16 protein-coding genes and 2 tRNA genes are annotated in these 20,865 nt (G+C 25.0%); 13 read left to right on the top strand and 5 right to left on the bottom strand.

The window, feature by feature from the left end:
• Positions 1-224: 224 nt before the first annotated feature.
• Together CRV09_RS01695 and CRV09_RS01700 are read left to right on the top strand one after the other, a co-directional pair.
• A tRNA-Asp gene (locus CRV09_RS01695) sits at positions 225-301 on the top strand.
• Between the two features lie 83 nt (positions 302-384).
• Positions 385-1,317, top strand: a complete 933-nt coding sequence (locus CRV09_RS01700; protein WP_136132413.1) for a homoserine O-succinyltransferase — start codon at positions 385-387, stop codon at positions 1,315-1,317.
• A 240-nt stretch (positions 1,318-1,557) separates the two neighbouring features.
• On the opposite strand, the gene pgi is transcribed toward CRV09_RS01700, so the two are convergent.
• Entirely contained in the window at positions 1,558-3,204 is a 1,647-nt protein-coding gene (gene pgi, locus CRV09_RS01705; RefSeq protein WP_136132414.1) for a glucose-6-phosphate isomerase, read from the bottom strand.
• A 379-nt stretch (positions 3,205-3,583) separates the two neighbouring features.
• On the opposite strand from pgi, the gene lysC reads away from it, so the two are divergent.
• Positions 3,584-4,933 carry a lysine-sensitive aspartokinase 3 gene (lysC, locus tag CRV09_RS01710; protein WP_136132415.1) on the top strand — a complete coding sequence of 450 codons (1,350 nt, stop codon included), beginning with the start codon at positions 3,584-3,586 and terminating at the stop codon, positions 4,931-4,933.
• A gap of 1,462 nt (positions 4,934-6,395) precedes the next feature.
• Here lysC and CRV09_RS01715 read toward each other — a convergent pair.
• Positions 6,396-6,632 (bottom strand): 1-acyl-sn-glycerol-3-phosphate acyltransferase, encoded by a 237-nt coding sequence (locus CRV09_RS01715; RefSeq protein WP_158675180.1) that lies wholly within the window; start codon positions 6,630-6,632, stop codon positions 6,396-6,398.
• Positions 6,633-7,468: 836 nt separating this feature from the next.
• Here CRV09_RS01715 and CRV09_RS01720 point away from each other — a divergent pair.
• The 5 genes from CRV09_RS01720 to CRV09_RS01740 all read left to right on the top strand — a co-directional run bounded on the left by CRV09_RS01720 (position 7,469) and on the right by CRV09_RS01740 (position 12,301).
• Positions 7,469-7,708 carry a CsbD family protein gene (locus tag CRV09_RS01720; protein ID WP_136132417.1) on the top strand — a complete coding sequence of 80 codons (240 nt, stop codon included), beginning with the start codon at positions 7,469-7,471 and terminating at the stop codon, positions 7,706-7,708.
• A 142-nt stretch (positions 7,709-7,850) separates the two neighbouring features.
• The gene (gene dusA, locus CRV09_RS01725; RefSeq protein WP_136132418.1) at positions 7,851-8,813 is read left to right on the top strand and encodes a tRNA dihydrouridine(20/20a) synthase DusA; all 963 of its coding nucleotides are present in this window, start codon (positions 7,851-7,853) and stop codon (positions 8,811-8,813) included.
• Positions 8,814-9,034: 221 nt separating this feature from the next.
• Positions 9,035-10,438, top strand: coding sequence for a replicative DNA helicase (dnaB, locus tag CRV09_RS01730; RefSeq protein WP_136132419.1), 1,404 nt, complete (start codon positions 9,035-9,037; stop codon positions 10,436-10,438).
• Positions 10,439-10,675: 237 nt separating this feature from the next.
• Positions 10,676-11,203 carry a single-stranded DNA-binding protein gene (locus tag CRV09_RS01735; protein WP_136132420.1) on the top strand — a complete coding sequence of 176 codons (528 nt, stop codon included), beginning with the start codon at positions 10,676-10,678 and terminating at the stop codon, positions 11,201-11,203.
• 504 nt (positions 11,204-11,707) lie between these two features.
• Positions 11,708-12,301, top strand: coding sequence for a YfaZ family outer membrane protein (locus CRV09_RS01740; RefSeq protein ID WP_136132421.1), 594 nt, complete (start codon positions 11,708-11,710; stop codon positions 12,299-12,301).
• A 222-nt stretch (positions 12,302-12,523) separates the two neighbouring features.
• On the opposite strand, the gene CRV09_RS01745 is transcribed toward CRV09_RS01740, so the two are convergent.
• Both CRV09_RS01745 and cutA read right to left on the bottom strand, forming a co-directional pair.
• Positions 12,524-12,596 (bottom strand) — tRNA-Phe (locus CRV09_RS01745).
• Positions 12,597-12,787: 191 nt separating this feature from the next.
• Positions 12,788-13,102: a divalent-cation tolerance protein CutA gene (gene cutA, locus CRV09_RS01750; RefSeq protein WP_136132422.1), complete on the bottom strand. Its 315-nt coding sequence runs from the start codon at positions 13,100-13,102 to the stop codon at positions 12,788-12,790.
• A 298-nt stretch (positions 13,103-13,400) separates the two neighbouring features.
• Between cutA and CRV09_RS01755 the strand changes: the two genes are divergently transcribed.
• From CRV09_RS01755 to efp, 4 genes are all read left to right on the top strand, one after another.
• Positions 13,401-13,850, top strand: a complete 450-nt coding sequence (locus CRV09_RS01755) for an FxsA family protein (RefSeq protein WP_136132423.1) — start codon at positions 13,401-13,403, stop codon at positions 13,848-13,850.
• Positions 13,851-14,138: 288 nt separating this feature from the next.
• Positions 14,139-14,435 carry a co-chaperone GroES gene (locus tag CRV09_RS01760; protein WP_136132424.1) on the top strand — a complete coding sequence of 99 codons (297 nt, stop codon included), beginning with the start codon at positions 14,139-14,141 and terminating at the stop codon, positions 14,433-14,435.
• Positions 14,436-14,490: 55 nt separating this feature from the next.
• A complete protein-coding gene (gene groL / locus CRV09_RS01765; RefSeq protein ID WP_136132425.1) occupies positions 14,491-16,146 on the top strand; it encodes a chaperonin GroEL in 1,656 nt (551 codons plus the stop codon).
• A 458-nt stretch (positions 16,147-16,604) separates the two neighbouring features.
• Positions 16,605-17,171: an elongation factor P gene (gene efp / locus CRV09_RS01770; protein ID WP_136132426.1), complete on the top strand. Its 567-nt coding sequence runs from the start codon at positions 16,605-16,607 to the stop codon at positions 17,169-17,171.
• A 664-nt stretch (positions 17,172-17,835) separates the two neighbouring features.
• Here the strand turns inward: efp and CRV09_RS01775 are convergent.
• Positions 17,836-19,173: a Do family serine endopeptidase gene (locus CRV09_RS01775; protein ID WP_479683926.1), complete on the bottom strand. Its 1,338-nt coding sequence runs from the start codon at positions 19,171-19,173 to the stop codon at positions 17,836-17,838.
• Positions 19,174-19,630: 457 nt separating this feature from the next.
• On the opposite strand from CRV09_RS01775, the gene zapE reads away from it, so the two are divergent.
• Positions 19,631-20,743: a cell division protein ZapE gene (zapE, locus tag CRV09_RS01780; RefSeq protein WP_136132428.1), complete on the top strand. Its 1,113-nt coding sequence runs from the start codon at positions 19,631-19,633 to the stop codon at positions 20,741-20,743.
• The last annotated feature ends 122 nt before the right edge of the window (positions 20,744-20,865 follow it).

The raw sequence follows: 20,865 nt of genomic DNA on the forward strand, positions 1-20,865 counted from the left end.
TAACAAGGTAACCGTAGGGGAACCTGCGGTTGGATCACCTCCTTACTTATTTATATAAAAATGCTTTTCTGCGAAGTACCTACATAAATTGTCTGATAATTAATTTGTTGTCTTAATAATAAAGATTCAGCAGGCTTGTAGCTCAGTTGGTTTCTTTCAAATGAAATCAATAATTATTTTACATTAACTATATTTAAGATTTAACACTATATAACAATGATATTGGAGCGGTAGTTCAGTTGGTTAGAATACCTGCCTGTCACGCAGGGGGTCGCGGGTTCGAGTCCCGTCCGTTCCGCCAGTTGTATTTATATTAAGAGTATATTTTAAGATTATCTTCTATTTTACTCTTTTTTATTTTTCTTAAATGATAGGAAATGTTTTATGCCAATCATAGTTCCAAATTGTTTGCCAGCAGTGAAATTATTACGTAATGAAAATATTTTTGTAATAACTTCATCAAGTTCTAGAGTCTGGGAAACCCGTCCTTTGAAAATATTAATACTTAATTTAATGCCAAAAAAAATTGAAACTGAAAATCAATTGCTACGTCTAATTTCTAATTCTCCTTTACAAATTGATGTAAAATTGTTACGTATTAATGGTCATCAATCAAGAAATACATCAAGTGAACATCTTAATAACTTTTATTGTCAATTAGATAATGTTTATAATGATAATTTTGATGGTTTAATAGTAACTGGCGCACCTTTAGGCTTAATTGATTTTAAGGATGTTTCTTATTGGTCTCAAATTAAAAACATATTCTTTTGGGCAAAAGAACATGTTACATCAATGTTATTTATATGTTGGGCTGCACAAGCTGCTTTAAATATTTTTTATGGAATCCCTAAAAAAATAAGACATGATAAGCTGTTTGGTGTATTTAATCATAGATTATTAAATTCTAATGATTTGCTGATACGTGGTTTTGATAATAAATTTTTTGTTCCTCATTCCCGTTATGCAGATTTTTCTATTCAGCTTATTATTAATAATACGGATTTGCAATTGCATGCTGTATTAGAGGAACCATTTTCCAATGTCTATCTTATGTCAAGTACAGATAAACGTTTGGTTTTTATCACTGGTCATCCAGAATATGATTTACTTACGCTTTCTGATGAATATCATCGTGATTTTAATTTAGGTACTTTATGTAAAAAACCTTGTAATTATTTTCCAAAAGACAATACTGAACTATTACCTAATATAACTTGGCGTAGTCATGGCAATTTGTTATTTTCTAATTGGCTTAACCATTATGTATATCAAACAACATGTTCTAACTTGTTAGATATGAATTTAATATCATAACAATATCACGCTATATTAAGTTAAAGATGAAAATTAAAATCATGTTAATGATTTTAATTGATGTTTTAAATATAACTTGTTGTATTAACAACTTATATATTCCAGATTGAGTAAATATAAAATTGTTTAATAACAAATATTAAATAAATTTAATATATTTTATATCTTATAACAGAATTAAATTTCTTTAAAATATTTTTATTTTATAAATGGTTTTATTTATAATAATTTTTTAATTGATTATCGCCAATTTTTATAACAATTAATTAATTCATTAGTAGAACTATCATATTTTTTTGTTTTATCTTCAGTTTTTAATTCTGATAGAATATCATTTGCTAGTGTTTTGCCTAATTCTACTCCCCATTGATCAAAACTAAATATATTTAATATAGAACCCTGTGTAAAAATTTTATGTTCATAAAGTGCAATTAAAGCACCAAGATTAAATGGAGTAAGCTTACGAATTAATATCGAATTTGTAGGATGATTGCCATCCAATGTCTTAAATAATGAGATATTTTTTATAAATTTGTTTATTTGTTTTTTATTAATAAATTCTTTTTCTATTTCATTAGCGGTTTTACCAAAAGCTAATGCTTTGGTTTGTGCAAAAAAATGAGATAAAAGTTTTAAATGATGATCATTTAAAGGATGATGATGGATTGCAGGTGCAATAAAATCACAAGGAATTAATTTAGTACCTTGATGTATATGTTGATAAAATGAATGTTGACCATCAGTGCCAGATTCTCCCCAAATTATAGGACCAGTTTGATAATTTACATTATTTCCTTCCCTATCAATGTTTTTGCCATTAGATTCCATATTTACTTGTTGAAAATATGAAGCAAAATGGCGCATATTTTGATCATAGGGCAAAATAGCTTCAGTTTCGGCACTAAAAAAATTATTGTACCAAATTCCAATTAATCCTAATAATATTGGTATATTTTTTTCAATTGGTGTTTCAGAGAAATGTTTATCCATTTCATATGCACCGTTAAGAAATTGCTCAAAATTACTAAATCCAATAGAAAGAATAATCGATAGTCCAATTGATGACCATAAAGAATATCTTCCTCCTACCCAATTCCAAAACTCAAACATATTATTAATATTAATTCCAAATTTTTCTACTGCTTTTTTATTAGTAGACAGCGCGATAAAATGTTTAGACATATTTTTTTTATTATTTGTTTTTTCTAAAAACCAATCACGTGCACTATGAGCATTAGTTAATGTTTCTTGAGTATTAAATGTTTTAGATGCTATTAAAAATAATGTTGTTGCAGGATTTAAATTATTTAATGTCTTATTAATATGTGAACCATCAATATTAGAAACAAAATGCAAATTAAGGTGATTTTGATACGGACATAATGCTTCAGTTACCATTAATGGACCAAGATTTGAGCCACCTATACCAATATTTACTATATCTTTAATAGGCTTTCCTGTATAGCCTAACCAATTACCATTAATAACTTCTTCAGAAAAAATTCTCATTTTGTTTAATATCTTGTTTATCTTAGGCATAATATTTTTTCCATTTAATATTATAGGTGTATTACTACGGTTACGAAGAGCAATATGTAATACAGCTCTATTTTCAGTGAAATTAATTTTTTCACCAGAAAACATAGAATCAATGTTATCTTTAAGATAAGTCTCTTTTGCTAATGCTTGTAGTTTATCTATTGTTTCATGTGTAATACGATTTTTTGAAAAGTCTATCAAAATCTGATCCTTAAAAAGGATAGAAAATTTAGAAAATCTATTACAATCTTTATTAAATAAGTCAGAAAGGTGTAATGATTTAATTTGTTCAAAATGTTTTTTTAATTCTTTCCAAGCTATGGTATTTGTTGGATTAATATTTTTCATATCGAAACTCTTTATATTAAAAATTAGTTGTTTTGATTATAATCATAAAATTTCAATAAAAAACAATTGAAATTAATTTTTATTGAACAATTAATTTAATAAGTTATATTATATTAATTTATATTATTTTTGATTTATATTATTTTTTGTATAACTTTAAAAAGTAATTTTTCATCTTTTTTTATATCAATACTGATTGATATATTTAAATTATTTCAAATACTTTATCAAATATATGTTTTTATTAAATATAGTAGATGATTTTTTTGAATTATCATGAAAATTATAAATTTATTTTTTCTAATTAATTAAAATATGTTCTTTTGATATTTCTTTATTGAGTATTTGTTGTTTATTTTTTATATATGAGGTCATAATAATGACTCAAAAACTGATCGTAGCAAAATTTGGAGGTACTAGCGTTGCTGATTTTAATGCAATGAGCCATAGTGCTGATATAATTATTAATAATTCTAATATACGTCTAGTAGTTTTATCTGCTTCTGCTAGGATAACCAATATTCTTGTATCCCTTTCTGAAGGTAAAGATAAAAGTAATAGACTTTATTTAATTAATAAGATTAGTAATATTCAGAATTCAATTATCTATAAAATTAAAGAAAATAATTCTTTAAAAATATTAATAAATAATATGATAGGATCTATTGAAATATTAGCTGAAAAAGCTTACAGAATTAATTCTGAATCGTTAAAAGATGAAATAGTAAGTTATGGTGAATTAATGTCTAGTATTATTTTTGTTAATATTTTACGTGAAAGAAGAATGAATGTTGAGTGGTTTGATGTTCGAAATGTAATGAAAACAAATGATAATTTTGGTTGCGCTCAACCAGATATTAATACATTATCTAATCTAGTTAATAAATATCTTAAACCACTTATAATACATAAAATTGTAGTTACTCAAGGTTTTATTGGTAGTGAAATTCAAGGACGAACTACTACTTTAGGTCGTGGTGGCAGTGATTATACAGCTGCTTTATTAGGTGAAGCATTGAGAGCAACACGAATAGATATTTGGACAGATGTATCTGGAATTTATACCACTGATCCACATCTAGTAGCAACAGCTAAAAGAATAGATGAAATAACTTTTAAAGAAGCTGCAGAAATGGCAATTTTTGGAGCAAAAGTGTTACATCCGTCTACTTTGTTACCTGCAGCAAGAAGTAATATCCCAGTATTTGTTAGTTCTAGTAAAAATCCAGAAAAAGGAGGCACATATGTTTGCAATAAAACTGATACCACACCTTTATTTAGAGCTTTAGCTTTACGTCGTAGACAAACTTTATTAAATCTAAGGAGCTTAAATATTTTTCATCAACTAGATTTTCTAGCTAGAATAACTAACACATTATCAAATCATGGGATATATATTGACCTTTTAACTAGTTCTGAAGTAAACGTAGCAATAACATTTAATGATAGTTATCAATCAAGAGGAATTAATATTATTAATAATAAATTATTATGTGAACTTTCATCTTTTTGCCATGTTAATATAGAAGATAATTTATCTCTTATTGCTATTATTGGTAATAATTTATCTAAAGCTAATGGTATATGCAAAATGATATTTGGAATGTTAGAACCATTTAATTTGCGGATGATTTACTATGGTATCAGTAATTACAATATATGTTTTATAGTATCAAATATAGATTCAGAAAATATCATTCGTATTTTGCATCATAATTTATTTGAATAAAACTTTTATAATGATATAATTATCATAATAACAATTTATTTATAATATTAAATGTATAAATAAATACTGGAAGTATTTATATTAAGTATTATTCAGTAATTATTTTGAAATATATTCATTTTATTTTATAAATATTTATTTCTATTTACTATAAAATTTATTCTTATATGGTTTAATAAATGATAATTTAGTTCTTATCATTATTTAATATTTCTGATAAAATTTGTGTACAGTTAAAGTTTTCATTAAATTTACACAACCATTATCATATATATATTTATTATTTTTTTTAAACCATAAATATTTAATTAAAAAATTACTATCAAATAATTCTGATATGTGTATGCATTTATTTAATAAAAGACTATGAGCTAATTTAAGGTTTTTTGTTTTTAATAATTTATAATTTATAGTTATTTGAATGCTAAGTATGAAAAAATATAATCATATAGCATTATGATATTTTTACTGTTTTTTTGCAAAACACGATAACGGCTAGGGGTATTAAAAATAACCAATTTCTTCTACAGAAGATTATTTTTTATTTTTCTAGTTAATTACATAACCTTATTATTAATCTTGATACTTCATTTGATTGCCAGCGGAGAAATAGTTCTCTTTTTATTAAAGGATATATAATAATTATACTTATTAATTAATTTATCTTTATATATTTTTGTTTTATAACAATAAATGCAATTAATGAAGGCATTATTAACATATGTTGAATATTATTTTGAAAATATATAAATTTTTTACTTGATTAGATGATAACGCTATAATATAACTATTGTTATCCTTTTTAATTGATAATTTTTGTGTTTATGGCATGATTTATCAATTCTTCAATATTTGAATTAGGTACTGTAATTTTAGAAAAACAGTGTAATTTATATGACAATTCAATTGTTCAGTTGATTATTTATAAGTCAAGGAATATTGACTTTAAGCTAAAAGGGCTGTTACAGCATTTACTGAACTAGCTTCATTAATACGAACCATAATATTACTAGTAAGATTATCTAAAAAAGGTGTTAAACACCGTGAATAATTAATATCTATTCTATTTTTAATTTAAAATGACTATTTAAAGATAATGGTTTTGCCGAAATTAACATTGCCAAGATTATTTAATCTATTTATTTAATTTATATAGTTTTAATAAGTTTTGAAAAAATTATGTTCGCCTTTATTATTATTTAATTCAGCAACATAAGTATTAATTTCTATTATAATTTCATAACCTATTAAAGTAATAAATTTATTGCTATATCATTAATAATGATTGTATAGTAATAAACCAGTCCGTAATTTTTTTACCTTCTCTAAAGAATTCTATTGGGCAACCGTAATAAAATAATTTATTTAAATATTGTCGAAAAAATTATATAATAAAATTTATTACTTTTTAAGGTTTTCGGATAAAAAAGCACCTAGCCGACGAAAAATATAATCCTATAAGCTAGAAATTAAGATTTGTACCCGCTGCAATATAAGGTAGTGTTAATCCTTGTTTGATATGATATAGCACATAAGATATCAAAAAATAATCTACATGACTGCGATGACAAGGAAAATAAACGATTTTGTGACCATTCTGTGATAAATTACGTAATATATTAATTCCAGTAATGTTTATGGTTCCATAAAATCTTTTGATGGGAATTAAAATAGTGAGGATATTTGTTATTTTCAACAAAAATATAACAAGGTAAATTTATACCATCAATTTCTATAGATAACAATGGATTAGGCAAATTAGATTTAATACATTGCCTACGTAATGTTATTAAATCTACGATTGAATAATCGTGTAATACATATACAATATATTTTTTGTCAATATTACTAATATTATTTTATGTAACTGTTTTACTTTTTATTAATAAAGATATTAATAGATCTATTAAATAAATGTATGTTTTATACCAATTACATTTTAACAAAATACTCCCTAATTGAATGAATTATTTAATATAGTTATAATTAAAGATTTTAAAATAAAAATGTATTTAAGAATATATATATTTTATTAATTATAATTACGAAAATAAATAATATTATTAGTATATTTTATATACTTTGAGTTTTAATTCAATACTAATTAATTAATTTTAATAAATAATTGTTCAATAAAATTTAAAATAATTCTAATATTTTATATAACAAATATTAGAATTATTTTATGATGTAAAAGTTTATTTTATTTATTAACTATTAATATTTAAAATTATCAATTGAGATAAATTCATTAATTTATAATTAAAACTTTATTTTAATGATTTCCTTTGGTATATGTTAATTATATTTTAAATATTATACGTTATATTAATAATTTTGATGTATAATTATTAATATAATGAATCAAAATTTCAATAAAATTGATCAACTTTATAAAATTTATATTATGACAATATTGAGAAATATGTAAAATTATCTACTAAAGTTAGTTTTTTGATATATAAGAAACTGTTATTTCAACGTTTTAATTATCTTCTATAGAGGTAATATTAAACCTAAATTTGGAGGTTTAAAATGAATAAGGATAAGATTGGCGGAAATTGGAAACAGTTTAAAGGTAAAATAAAAGAAAAATGGGGAAAATTAACAGACGATGACTTTAAGTGCTTTGAAGGTAAACGAGATCAATTAATCGGTAAAATTCAAGAACGTTATGGTTGTGCTAGAGATGACGCAGAGAGAGAATTAAAATTATGGGAAAGTCATAATAAAGATTGTCTGTGGGAAAGCCATAATAAGGATTGTCGTTGGTAGTAGGTAATCAATATTTAATAAACAACTAAATTTTAAGATAGGCACAAGGAAGTGCCTTAATTTTTCTTGGTAAAATTTAATTACTATAGTTTTAATATTTCTTCCTTAATTATCAATTTATAATAAATTTAAATTGAGAATCATGAATAATTATTATCGACGTTTTGCTGTAGCACCTATGCTTGCTTTGACTGATCGTCATTGTCGTTACTTTTATCGTAAATTGAGTGCTTACGCAATTCTATATACTGAAATGATAAATACAAATAAAATTATTAATGGTAAATACAAATTAGATGAAAACAAAGATCAGCATATAGTTGCGTTACAATTGGCAGGTAATAATTCATCTGAATTAGCATATTGTGCCAAGCTGGCGGAAAGTCATGGTTATAATGAAATTAATCTAAACATTGGTTGTCCATCTCACAGAGCACAAAAAGGTTATTTTGGTGCTTGTCTTATGAATAATGCAAATTTAGTAGCTGATAATATTAAAGCTATATATGATGTTGTAAATATTCCAATAACAATAAAAACTAGAATTGGTATAGATGGAAAAGATAGTTACAATTTTTTAAGCGATTTCATAGGGACCATATCAGAACTTAGCAGTTGTATTAATTTTATTTTTCATGCAAGAAAAGCTTGTCTTCTGAAATTTAATGCCAAAAAAAATCGCGAAATACCACCTTTAAACTATTCTTATATCTACAATCTTAAAAAAGATTTCCCTTTTTTTGTAATAGTAATCAATGGAGGAATAGAGACATTAGAAGAAGCACAAGTTCATTTACAATATCTTGATGGTGTTATGATGGGACGAGAAATTTATAAGAACCCTATGATTTTATCTGGGGTTGATGATAAAATTTTCGGTTTTAAAAAAACAATAAATCCTATATTATTAATTAAAAGTATGTATCCTTATATTGAAGATGAAATGAAAAAAGGAGTTAATATTAGTAAAATAATGCGCCATACTATAAATTTATTTAAAGGTCTTCCTGGTTCAAATCAATGGAAGCGTCACTTAAGTGAAAATATTTACAGATCTAATGCAGGTATTTGGGTAATAGAAGAAGCATTGAAAATGCTTAAGTGAAATGATTTTCATCCAAGCTAGTTTAGTTTCTGCAATTTTTTGTAACTATATAATAAATAAATTGTTATTTAAAAATTTTAGTTAATTAAAAAAATTAATCTCTACCTATTGATCATTTATTTGAATTATTAAATCATGCCTCAAATAGAGAATCGAAGAACCAAGCTTAATTAAAGCATAATTTTTCATATTTTCTTTCAAAAATATTAGTTAATATTATTATGTTAAGAAAAAAAAATACAAATAAGCAAAATAAAAATCAAGATTATCATTTAGAAAATATAAAGATTCCACCTCATTCCATAGAGGCAGAACAATCTGTTTTAGGTGGCTTAATGTTAGATAATGATCGTTGGTTTAATATTTCTGATTTCATTATAGCTGATGATTTTTTTAATTTTGCTCATAAAATTATTTTTTTAGAAATGCAGTATTTATTAGAAAGTAAAAAACCAATTGACTTAATAACTTTATCGCAGTCACTTGAAATTAACAGCAAACTTGAAATAGTAGGAGGTTTCGCTTATTTAGCTGAACTAACTAAAAACACACCAAGTGCGGCAAATATTTGTGCATATGCAGAAATAGTACGTGAACGTGCAATATTAAGGGAAATAATATTAGTAGCAAATAAGATCGCTAATGCTAGTTATGATCCACAGGGTAGAAATAGTGAAGAATTACTTGATTTTGCTGAATCTAATGTTTTTAAAATTGCAGAATCACGTTTTAATAAAAATGATGGCCCGAAAAATATTAGTCAAATCATTGAAAATACTGTTTCACGTATTGAATCATTAATAAAAAATCCTCAAGATGGTATTACTGGTATTAATACTGGATATCAAGATTTAAATAAAAAAACATCTGGTTTACAACCGTCTGATTTAATAATCATTGCAGCACGTCCTTCTATGGGTAAAACTACTTTTGCTATGAATCTATGTGAAAACATTGCAATGTTATATGACAAACCGATTTTGATTTTTAGTTTAGAAATGCCTAGTGAACAAATAATAGTACGTATGCTATCATCATTATCAAGAGTTGACCAAACACGTATAAGAACAGGTCAACTTGATCAAGAAGATTGGACTCGTATTTCTAGTACAATTAACATTTTATTACAAAAAAGAAATATTTATATAGATGATTCCTCTAGTTTAACACCTACTGACATTCGTGCACGCGCTCGTCGCATTTATCGAGAAAATAATGGATTAAATATAATTATGATAGACTATTTACAACTTATGAGTATACCTTCTTTTTCTGATAATCGTAATTTAGAAATAGCTGAGATTTCTCGTTCATTAAAATCACTTGCTAAAGAGCTCAATGTTCCAGTTATTGCACTTTCTCAATTAAACCGTTCTCTAGAACAACGTTCGAATAAAAGACCTATGAATTCAGATTTACGTGAATCAGGATCACTTGAACAAGATGCTGATTTAATAATGTTTATTTATCGTGACGAAATATATAATGAAAACAGTGATTTAAAAGGTGTTGCAGAAATAATTTTAGGTAAACAACGCAATGGTCCTATTGGTACTGTGTATTTAACTTTCAATGGAAAATGGTCACGTTTTGATAATTATGTAGGTAGTTATTACGATAATTAAGTTATATTTATATATTTTGATATAACATTAGTCTTAAATAATTTTTAAGATATTAAAATTATTTAATAATATTAAATTATTATAATTAGCTAATAAAAATTCAGTGTGTTTTTATATTGCTATCAATCTCTTTTTCTTGATATTTATTATTTTTATATTACAATATAAAATAATTATTTTAAATTAAATGCTTATTTAATTATATAACAATTTGCTATTTAAATAGGAAATTATAATATGGCAAGAGGTATTAATAAAGTTATTTTAATAGGTAATTTAGGTCAAGATCCAGAAGTAAGATATATGACTAATGGAAGCGCTGTAGCTAATTTTACACTAGCTACTTCAGAAAATTGGCGTGATAAAAATACTGGGGAAAATAAAGAATCAACTGAATGGCACCGTGTAGTCATTTTTGGTAAATTAGCAGAAATAGCCAATGAATATTTACGAAAAGGTTCTCAAGTATATATAGAAGGTCAATTACGTACTAGAAAATGGCAAGACCAAAATGGTCAAGAACGATACACTACAGAAGTGGTAGTAAATGTAGGTGGGAATATGCAAATGTTAGGTAACCGTCAACAAAGTAGTATTTCTGCCATTCAAGGAACTAATCAAAATAGTAATAATTGGAATCAATCAAATAATCCTAATATTGGGAATCAGGTTAATTTAGATAAAGAAGTTTGTTTAAAACAAAACGTTTCACAAACCAAAGGTGATGAATCTTTAATAAACTTTGATGACGATATTCCGTTTTAATTAAATTATTACCTTAATTTTAATTATATATTATTAATAAATTTATTTATAAGTAAATACATTATAACATGTTTTTATATATAATATAGAAAATAATTTTCTTTAATGTGAATACGATATTGATATTACTATGTTAATATAAAAATTTCTGTATAATTAAATCTATAATATTAATTATTATTTTTAACTAACCGTAGCTCTAAGAAAATTGCATAAAAATAAATTGGTTTTAAATTTAAAAACAAAATTAAAATAAAAAATATCTTCTTCTTAAGAAGATATATATTTTCTGGTATTTCAATAATCAAATTTTTTAATCTTTAATATATAATCAATTAAATTTGTAAATTTTGTTTTAAATATTGATATAGATAAGCAAAATTTTATTTATAATTAAATCAAACTTACTATAGTTTAATAAATATTCATAAGTAGTTTTATCTATACTCTAAGATATTAATTTTATTATTAAATAAATGTTATTTATTCGGGGGGAATAAAATTATGTTAAAGAGGTTTATTACAGGAAGTATATTATCTTTTGTTTTATTAACTGGCATAATGGTAACATCACAGATGTCGTACGCAGCTGAAGGTGTTGTTTCTGTCGGAAGATATAATACCATGCTATCTATTGGAGCTGGTACTAATACTAAAGGGCCATTTTTAAGTGGAAGTTTATTATATACATATTATAAAGGGAATACATTTGATTTGGGTTTTGGTTATAATATGGACATAAGAAAGTCATTTAGATTATATCCTTCTGTAAAGGTGGTTTTTTCTAAATATGAAGAATCGACAAACGGAACCAAAATGTCTTTAGCAATAGGTACTGGTATTAAGTATTTTTTTGACTCATATTGGAGTATATACAGCCAATACCACTATGGTTTGGAATGTTTTTCTATAAAAAAGAACCCTAATAGCTATCATGCTTTACATGCTGGAGTGCAATTTAAACCTATTTCTAAAATTAGTTTAGAAGCGGGTTATAGGTATATAATATTAAACAATAATAATGCTCCTTCTTCAGGTTATGCATCAATTGAATATTTAGCCAAAAGTCCTTATTTAGGTATATCAGTATTGTTTTAATATTACCACTAAAAAAAGAGTGGTAGATTATTGTTTTATTATCAGGAAGGATATAAATTAAATATAATTTATTTATATAATATATTAAGTATTAAGTTTAAAATAGCAAAGCTCAATATCAATAGATATAATCAGGCTAAGTTGGCATCTGAGCTTGCTTATCTTAAAATAAGATATTTCCAGCATTACTACTAATTTCAGTACTTATTTTTTATTATATTGTGCCCAGAGGCGGAATTGAACCACCGACACGGGGATTTTCAGTCCCCTGCTCTACCTACTGAGCTATCTGGGCAACAAATGAATCTTATTAGACCGTAAATATTATATTTAGTCAACTGCTATTTTAATAAAAACACAATATTCATTGTATACTTTTATGTTTTTATAATTTTACTTAAAAAGTATAAAAAACAATCTACTTTTGGGATTAATCAAAATTTAATTATTTTAAATTATTTATTTTTGAAGTTTTTTTAACAAATTTTATATGCTTAACCAAGATAAATATGCGTCATCTATATATGAAATTGGAATGACCAATATTTCTGGAATTTCATAAGGATGTATTTCTTTAAGTAACTTTATCAATGTTTTTTGATTAATTCTCTTACATTTAATTAACATTTGGATCTCATTAGCATGTTCTAATTTATTTTTCCAGAAATAATACGAAATTATTCCTGGAATTAAATTAATACAAGATGCTAATTTGGCATGTAGTAATTTTTTGGCAATTTTATGAGCATGTGATTCCGGTACGGTAGAAATCACTAAAATCACACCTGTTTTGATTTTCATTTAATATTCTTTATTAAAATTTCCATAAATTTATCGAACTAATAGCACAATTTGCAATTTTAAAATAATTATTAATATAATTACAATATAATAAATTAACAAGTCTTAATTAATAATACATTTTAAATAAATTAAACTATTAAAAGAAATTAGCTTCAAAAGGATATTTATTAATTTAAAGTAAATAAAGATAATTCAATATTAAATATTTATGTGCGTTTTATGATTATTTATATGTTTATAAGATTATTTATATGTTTATAAAAACAATATAAAATATGCATTGTAGGAGAATTCAATGCGTTGGTTATTATTAATAATATTTTTTATCCTGTCATGGATTGAAATTTCTTTATTTATTTATATCTCTAACATACTTGGCGTTGCGTTTACTATATTGCTAGCATTATTTACCTCATTTATTGGTCTATTACTTGTTAAGAATCAAAGTGTAAAAAATTTTATATTAATAAAAGAAAAATTAATATATAATAAAGTACCAACGAAAGAAATAGTAAAAATTATTTCTTTGATAGTTAGTGGTTTCTTGTTATTATTACCGGGATTTTTTACTGATTTATTTGGCTTATTATTATTAATACCACTAATACAAAATTACTTAGTTTTCAAAATTATGAAGCGTTTTGTTATCTGGGCTACTTTTAATAATAAGAGCTTTACTATAAATGGGGAATTTGAAAGGAAAAACAACAAATATATTAATCAATATGATGATAATAAATATTAACTTATTACAAATTTAAATTGAATTAAAATATAGACATTGTGATTTACTGTCGCTTTATTTTATTGGAAACTTATTATATTTATAAAAATTAATTATATTTATAAAAATTAATTATATTTATAAAACAAGTAGTTAAAATATTTTTGTAAAAAATTTGTTGCAATTACCCCTTGAAAGGATTAATTCATGTCCCTATTTATTTCACCAACAAGGCTAGTAAGTCATTTGGTCGGTATTCAAAACCAACAAAATATAAAATGATTGGATTTCTTAAAGGAGAACTATCAAATGAAAATTCGTCCGTTGCACGATCGTGTTATCGTCAAGCGTCAAGAAGTCGAAGCTAAATCGGCTGGTGGTATTATGCTAACTGGTTCTGCAGCATCTAAATCCACTCGTGGTAAAGTACTGGCTGTTGGTAACGGTCGTATTCTTGAGAGTGGTCAGGTAAAACCATTGGACGTAAAGGTTGGTGATGTAGTAATATTCAATGAAAATTATGGTGCTAAAACTGAAAAAATTGATGAAGAAGAAATATTAATCATTACAGAAAGTGATATTTTAGCAATTGTTGAAAAATTTTAAACTTTAATTTTATGCATAGTTCACTGAATATAATGAAGTTTGAGGAATATTTGAAATGGCAGCTAAAGACGTAAAATTCAGTAATGACGCGCGTGTGAAAATGCTGCGTGGTGTAAACGTATTGGCAGATGCAGTAAAAGTTACTTTAGGTCCAAAAGGTAGAAATGTAATTTTAGACAAGTCTTTTGGTGCTCCGGCCATTACTAAAGATGGAGTTTCTGTTGCCCGTGAAATTGAACTAGAAGATAAGTTTGAAAATATGGGTGCACAAATGGTTAAAGAAGTAGCTTCTAAAGCAAATGATGCTGCAGGAGATGGCACTACAACTGCTACTGTTTTAGCACAATCTATTGTAAATGAAGGATTGAAAGCTGTAGCAGCAGGTATGAATCCTATGGATTTAAAACGTGGAATTGATAGAGCAGTAATTGCAGCAGTTGAGAAATTAAAAGAACTTTCTGTACCTTGTTCAGATCCTAAAGCAATAGCACAAGTTGGTACTATATCTGCTAATTCTGATGAAAGTGTAGGTACTTTAATAGCTCAAGCAATGGAAAAAGTTGGAAAAGAAGGTGTAATTACTGTAGAAGAAGGAAATGGATTACAAGATGAGCTAGATGTAGTTGAAGGTATGCAATTTGATCGTGGTTACTTGTCTCCTTATTTTATAAATAAAGCAGAAACAGGAGCAGTTGAGTTAGAAACTCCATTTATTTTATTAGCTGATAAAAAAATTTCTAACATTCGTGAAATGTTACCGATACTAGAATCTGTTGCAAAATCCGGAAAATCATTATTAATTATTGCAGAAGATGTTGAAGGTGAAGCTCTAGCTACTTTAGTAGTAAATACCATGCGAGGTATCGTAAAAGTAGCTGCAGTTAAAGCTCCTGGATTTGGAGATCGTCGTAAAGCGATGTTACAAGATATTGCTATTCTTACTGGTGGTACAGTAATATCTGAAGAAATTGGTTTAGAACTTGAAAAAACTGTTTTAGACGATCTAGGTCAAGCTAAACGAGTTGTTATTAATAAAGATACTACTACCATCATTGATGGAATGGGTAAAGAAAGAGAAATTCAAGGACGTGTAGCTCAAATTCGTCAGCAAATTGAAGAAGCTACTTCAGATTATGATAAAGAAAAATTACAAGAACGTGTAGCAAAATTAGCAGGTGGAGTTGCTGTTTTAAAAGTTGGTGCAGCAACTGAAGTTGAAATGAAAGAGAAAAAAGCTCGTGTTGAAGATGCATTACATGCAACTCGTGCAGCAGTTGAAGAAGGTGTTGTTTCTGGAGGTGGTGTAGCTTTAGTACGCGTTGCAGTGCAATTAATCAATTTAACAGGCCAAAATGAAGATCAAAATGTTGGCATTAAAGTTGCTTTACGTGCAATGGAGGCTCCATTGCGTCAAATCGTTGCTAATGCTGGTGAAGAACCATCAGTTGTTACAAATAATGTAAAAGCTGGTACTGGTAATTATGGCTATAACGCACAAACCGAAGAATATGGTAATATGATTGATTTCGGTATATTAGATCCAACAAAAGTAACACGTTCTGCACTTCAATATGCAGCATCTGTTGCTGGTTTAATGATTACTACTGAATGTATGGTTACTGATATGCCAAAAAGTAATACTCCCGATATAGGTAATAGCGCTGGTGCTCCTGGCATGGGTGGCATGGGCGGTATGGGTGGTATGATGTAATTATGTTTTGACTGTTATTGCTCTTTAAATATATTTAATTTTCTATTTCCCCTCTAATTAATAATTAATTGATTAGAGGGAGTTTTTTGGCAAATTTTTAAAAATTAGTTTTAATTTGATATAATAGAAATAATCATTATATGATAAACATCAATTCTATTGATTTGTATTATATGATCAAAATTTACCGCGATTTACTATAATTTATTTTTTGATCTGTATTAGAGTTAATAAAAAATAAATGAATATTTTTATTATGATTAATAAGTAATTATATAATTAATTATTTATTACAATAGTACTTTTTAGTATTATTTATTATAAGTTTATAATAAATTTCTGGCAGTTTCTATTTTGAAAATTGATAACATATTAAAAAACCTGTATTTTCATAAAATATCTTTATATGTTATATCATCTTTAATCTATGTTTAGGATTAATTTTAATAAGGGACTAAATGTTTTGTTTTAGTAATGATCTACGTTCTGGTTTGAAAATTATTATTGATAACGAACCATATTCTATAGAGTCTAGTGAATTTGTTAAACCTGGAAAAGGACAAGCATTTGTTCGCGTTAAGATGCGTCGTTTATTAACAGGTACTCGTATTGAAAAAACTTTCAAATCTAATGATTCTTTCCAGTGCGCAGATATAACAGATATTAATTTAATATATCTATATAATGATAATGATTTTTATTATTTTATGCATCCCGATAATTTTGAGCATTTTCAAGTTAATAAAAAAATTATAGGCGAAACTAATAAATGGATGCAAATAAATATTGAGTACATTATAACTCTGTGGGATAATGTGCCAATTAATATTAAAGCACCTAACTTTATAGAGGTTAAAATTATCAAAACCGAACAAAGTCTGAAAGGTGATACAGTTGGTACTAGTAATAAATTAGCTGTATTAGAAACTGGTGCAATAATTAAAGTACCATTATTTTTAAAAGTTGGTGAAATCATCAAAGTTGATACACGTTCTGGAGAATATGTATCTCGTATAAAGCAATAGATATAATTAATTTCAAGAAATCATTTTTACTTAATATCATAAACTTATATTTAATTGGTTCTTACTTACAAGAATGGAAAACCACTCTGAATATGTATGTGAAAATATTATTAGGGTTTTTTATTTTTTTATCAAAATGTTTTTATTAATTATTTCAATTTGTATCTACTTTCTACCAATAAATAGTAACTATATGAGGTTGTAGACAAATTTAATCATAGTAAATTAACAAGTAGTGAAAAATTTGAGGCGATATTAATATTTATATTTATAATAGGTATAAGACCTAATATCTAATATTGGTAAAAAACCTTGTTTTTTATGATATTTTAGCTACTTAGAATAGTATTATTACAAATAAATAATCAAGATTCTCGAATAGGATGATATACTAATAAAAGCTTTTAAAAAAATGTAATGTTTTTTTGTTTTGCAGTAAAATAGATATATAAATTATTAATCATATCATTAGATATTAAGTAGCAATATCATTTCCTAGAGATCGAGATTAATTAAGAATTTTATTTAATTTATTTTTTCTAAAGTATTTAATTAGAAGATCTAATCTTTAATGTTTTTCAAAATATTTTTATATAGTTTTAGTTGAAATATTATTAATAGCGGATACGATATAAAGGTGTATCCGCTAATGGGTATTGCTTATTTATTTTAATAATAGATAGATATTTTTATTTTTTCTTATTACATTTAAGACCATCACTAATGAAGTTTTATTTTTTATTGTTTTAATCATTTCTCTAATTGTATGTATACGCCTGTTATTAACATCAGTAATTATATCATCTTCTCGTAAACCAAATTGGTATGCTTCTGTTTCTTGTTTTATTCTTTTAATTTTTATACCTTCATTACCATTTTGTGTTTTACCATTAATAAAAAATGCACCTTTTAATAATGGCAATACATCTTTATAAATTGGTCTTAATTTATCAATAATAACATTAATTTTTTTTGGTTTTCCATTTCGGATTAATACTAATTTAATATTTTTTCCAGGAATTGCATTTCCGATTTTGATACGTAACTCCATGAAACTATTTACAGGTTTATTATTCATCAATACAATAATATCTCCTGATTTAATCCCTGTTTTTTTTGCAATTGAATTAGTTATAACTTTTGAAATTAATACACCTTTTTGCATATTTAAATTAAAAAATTTTGCCATGTCAATAGTAATATCGCTACATTTAATACCTAATTGGCCTCTTCTTATTTCTCCATATTTTATTAATTGATTTACAAAATTTATTATCATATTAGTAGGTAATGCAAAACCAATACCTATATTTCCTCCACTTGATGTTAATATTGCGGTATTAATCCCAATTAATTCACCTTTTAGATTTATTAAAGCGCCACCAGAATTACCCTTATTAATTGCAGCATCTGTCTGAATGAAATTTTCCAATCCTTCAATAAAGTTAACACCATTTCTACCTAATGCTGATACAATACCAGCAGTGACAGTTTGACCTAAACCGAAAGGATTACCGATAGCTATAGTAAAATCTCCTACTTGTGTATAATCAGAATTAGCAAATTGAACTTTAGTTAAATTTTTTACTTCTTTAATTGTTATCAAGGCAATATCTGTCTGTTCATCATGGCCAATTAATTTAGCAACATATTCTCTATTATCTCCTAATTTAACATGAATTTTACCTGCTCCATTCACTACATGATTATTAGTTAATATATATCCTTTATTCTCATCTATAACAACACCAGAACCTATTCCTTCAAAAAGTTGAATTTGATTTTTATAATTATGATTTGGTATCTGTCCAAAAAAGCATTTTAACGATTCAGGAATAACTATTCCTTTAGTATTAAGTTTTTTACCTTCAACATGAATACTGACTACTGCAGGTAATACTTTTTTTAAGATAGGTGCTAAACTAGTAATTTTTTGATTTTCAATCCGTTGTATAGGAATAGATGCTATTGCGTTTAAAATAATGACATTGATACAGATAATTAATAATAAAGAGTTTAAAAATTGAAGTTTCTTTTTCATTTCATACAACGCTCTCTCTCTGTAACACAAATTAAAATAGAAGAATTTAATATTTTTTAAAAAATTAAATTCTTAATTTGAATTTTTGATAAATTTTAATAAATTATATCTCTGACAAGCTATTTACTTGGAAAATTAACATAATTAAATAATTTTTATTTATTCTTAGTATTTTATTCTTACTTTATATTCAATTTTTTTGAATTCTAATTATTAAAATATATTTAATCAACACTAGTTATAATTTAAAAAAAATGAAACAATATACCTCATTAATTGAATCTTTATATTATGTTCAAAAATACGAAGAATTTAAATTTATTAATAATTATTTTTATCCATATTATCATAACTATATAATTTATAAATATTATTTTATTAAGATTCTTCTTAAGATATTTAAAACATTAAGAAAGCTATGCGAAAATTAACTCCTATTCTTTTATACAAAAAAGCTATAATAAAAGATAATTTTATGTTTAATAAAATACAATATAAAACCATAAAATTATTAGATGACATACATAAAAATATGATTAATAATCAACTAATTAAAATATCAATTTTTAAAAAATCATTGTTATTTTTATTGAAATTGATGCAAAAAGATAAAAGAAATATAAAAGGAGTTTATTTATGGGGAGATCCTGGTTGCGGTAAAACTTGGTTAATAAATTTATTTTTTCAATCTATTAATGGAAATCGTAAACTTCATTTTGATTTTTATAGCTTAATGTTGTTTATTCATAAAAAATTAAAGATTCTTCAAGGTTTTAGTAATCCATTATTAATTATTGCCGATCAATTTAAGTTAAAAATAGATATTTTGTTTATTGATGAATTTTATATATCTGATATTACTGATGCTGTGATAATTAGTAATTTAATTATAGAACTATTTAAACGCAATATTATATTAATAATAACATCTAACTTTTCTCCAAATAATTTGTGTCATAATAAATTACAAAACAATTTTTTTTCATCAATAAATGAAAAAATAAACAAACATTATCATATCATAAATATGAATTCTGGAATTGATTATAGAGCTCGTACTATAAAATCTATCTGTTTATGGAAATTTCCGCTTAATTTGAATACTTATAACTATATGGATAGAATATTTTATGATCTATCGGGGGATAAAATTAAAAAAAAATCAAATTTGAAAATTAATTATCGTAATATGGTAGTGCTTGGAATTAGTAATAGAGTTTTATCAGTTGATTTTAATTCCATCTGTGGAGAAGGTCATAATCAACATGACTATGTTAAATTATCACGTTATTTCCATACCATATTAGTACACAACATTCCGATTATGACATATGATAATGAAAATATGGCAAAAAGATTCTTATTATTAATTGATGAATTGTATAGAAATCATATTAAATTAGTAGTTTCAGCTGAAACTGACGAAGTCAATATTTATCAAGGCAAAAAATTAAAATTTGAATATAAACGTTGTTTATCACGTATTCAGGAAATGCAAAGTGATAAATATTTTTTGGCTAACAGTTATTGATTTTATGAAAAATAAAAAATAAAATTCGATTTTTATATTTTAATTATTTATAATTTTATAATTGGATAATTTACATCCAATTTTCAATTTTAAAGAAGTAATTTAAGTTTTTTACAAAAAAA

Source organism: Candidatus Pantoea edessiphila (assembly GCF_002933345.1).
Lineage (GTDB): Bacteria > Pseudomonadota > Gammaproteobacteria > Enterobacterales > Enterobacteriaceae > Pantoea_C.

Excerpts from the sequence above, each read along its gene's own strand:
- cutA (WP_136132422.1), bottom strand. The coding sequence starts at position 13,102 with ATGAAAATCAAAACAGGTGTGATTTTAGTGATTTCTACCGTACCGGAA.
- CRV09_RS01755 (WP_136132423.1), top strand. The coding sequence starts at position 13,401 with ATGCGTTGGTTATTATTAATAATATTTTTTATCCTGTCATGGATTGAA.
- CRV09_RS01720 (WP_136132417.1), top strand. The coding sequence starts at position 7,469 with ATGAATAAGGATAAGATTGGCGGAAATTGGAAACAGTTTAAAGGTAAA.
- CRV09_RS01735 (WP_136132420.1), top strand. The coding sequence starts at position 10,676 with ATGGCAAGAGGTATTAATAAAGTTATTTTAATAGGTAATTTAGGTCAA.
- CRV09_RS01740 (WP_136132421.1), top strand. The coding sequence starts at position 11,708 with ATGTTAAAGAGGTTTATTACAGGAAGTATATTATCTTTTGTTTTATTA.
- zapE (WP_136132428.1), top strand. The coding sequence starts at position 19,631 with ATGCGAAAATTAACTCCTATTCTTTTATACAAAAAAGCTATAATAAAA.
- dusA (WP_136132418.1), top strand. The coding sequence starts at position 7,851 with ATGAATAATTATTATCGACGTTTTGCTGTAGCACCTATGCTTGCTTTG.
- dnaB (WP_136132419.1), top strand. The coding sequence starts at position 9,035 with ATGTTAAGAAAAAAAAATACAAATAAGCAAAATAAAAATCAAGATTAT.
- efp (WP_136132426.1), top strand. The coding sequence starts at position 16,605 with ATGTTTTGTTTTAGTAATGATCTACGTTCTGGTTTGAAAATTATTATT.
- lysC (WP_136132415.1), top strand. The coding sequence starts at position 3,584 with ATGACTCAAAAACTGATCGTAGCAAAATTTGGAGGTACTAGCGTTGCT.
- CRV09_RS01760 (WP_136132424.1), top strand. The coding sequence starts at position 14,139 with ATGAAAATTCGTCCGTTGCACGATCGTGTTATCGTCAAGCGTCAAGAA.
- CRV09_RS01700 (WP_136132413.1), top strand. The coding sequence starts at position 385 with ATGCCAATCATAGTTCCAAATTGTTTGCCAGCAGTGAAATTATTACGT.
- groL (WP_136132425.1), top strand. The coding sequence starts at position 14,491 with ATGGCAGCTAAAGACGTAAAATTCAGTAATGACGCGCGTGTGAAAATG.
- pgi (WP_136132414.1), bottom strand. The coding sequence starts at position 3,204 with ATGAAAAATATTAATCCAACAAATACCATAGCTTGGAAAGAATTAAAA.